Below are 247 nucleotides of genomic sequence, written 5' to 3'. Positions count from 1 at the left end.
AACGCAAACTGTCCGCCATGCCGGTGTCAGGTTTTGAATTTAGCACCGCTTGAACCGTTGGATATTGCATAGCCAGCTCTGTAACTGCATTAGCAATTGCAGGATGCTTATCAGGAATTACAACGACGATGGATTGCGGATTGGTGCTTACTGCTAATCGGATCATGCGCACGATTAATGGCTCGCCATTTTTAACGAGTAGCTGCTTAGGTTGACCGAGTCGCTGACTGAGGCCACTTGCCAATAC

General features: G+C 48.2%; 1 protein-coding gene. It reads right to left on the bottom strand.

Annotated features, from left to right (window positions below; all coding sequences use genetic code 11):
- The coding region (locus AAEY75_RS16510) for an NTP transferase domain-containing protein (protein WP_352260245.1) at nt 1-247 on the bottom strand (247 nt) is incomplete at both ends.

This window comes from Psychrobacter sp. TB55-MNA-CIBAN-0194 (assembly GCF_040309505.1).
Classification (GTDB): domain Bacteria; phylum Pseudomonadota; class Gammaproteobacteria; order Pseudomonadales; family Moraxellaceae; genus Psychrobacter; species Psychrobacter fozii.
Note: the sequence above shows the minus strand (reverse complement) of the source record. Positions and strands in the feature narration are given on the sequence as shown.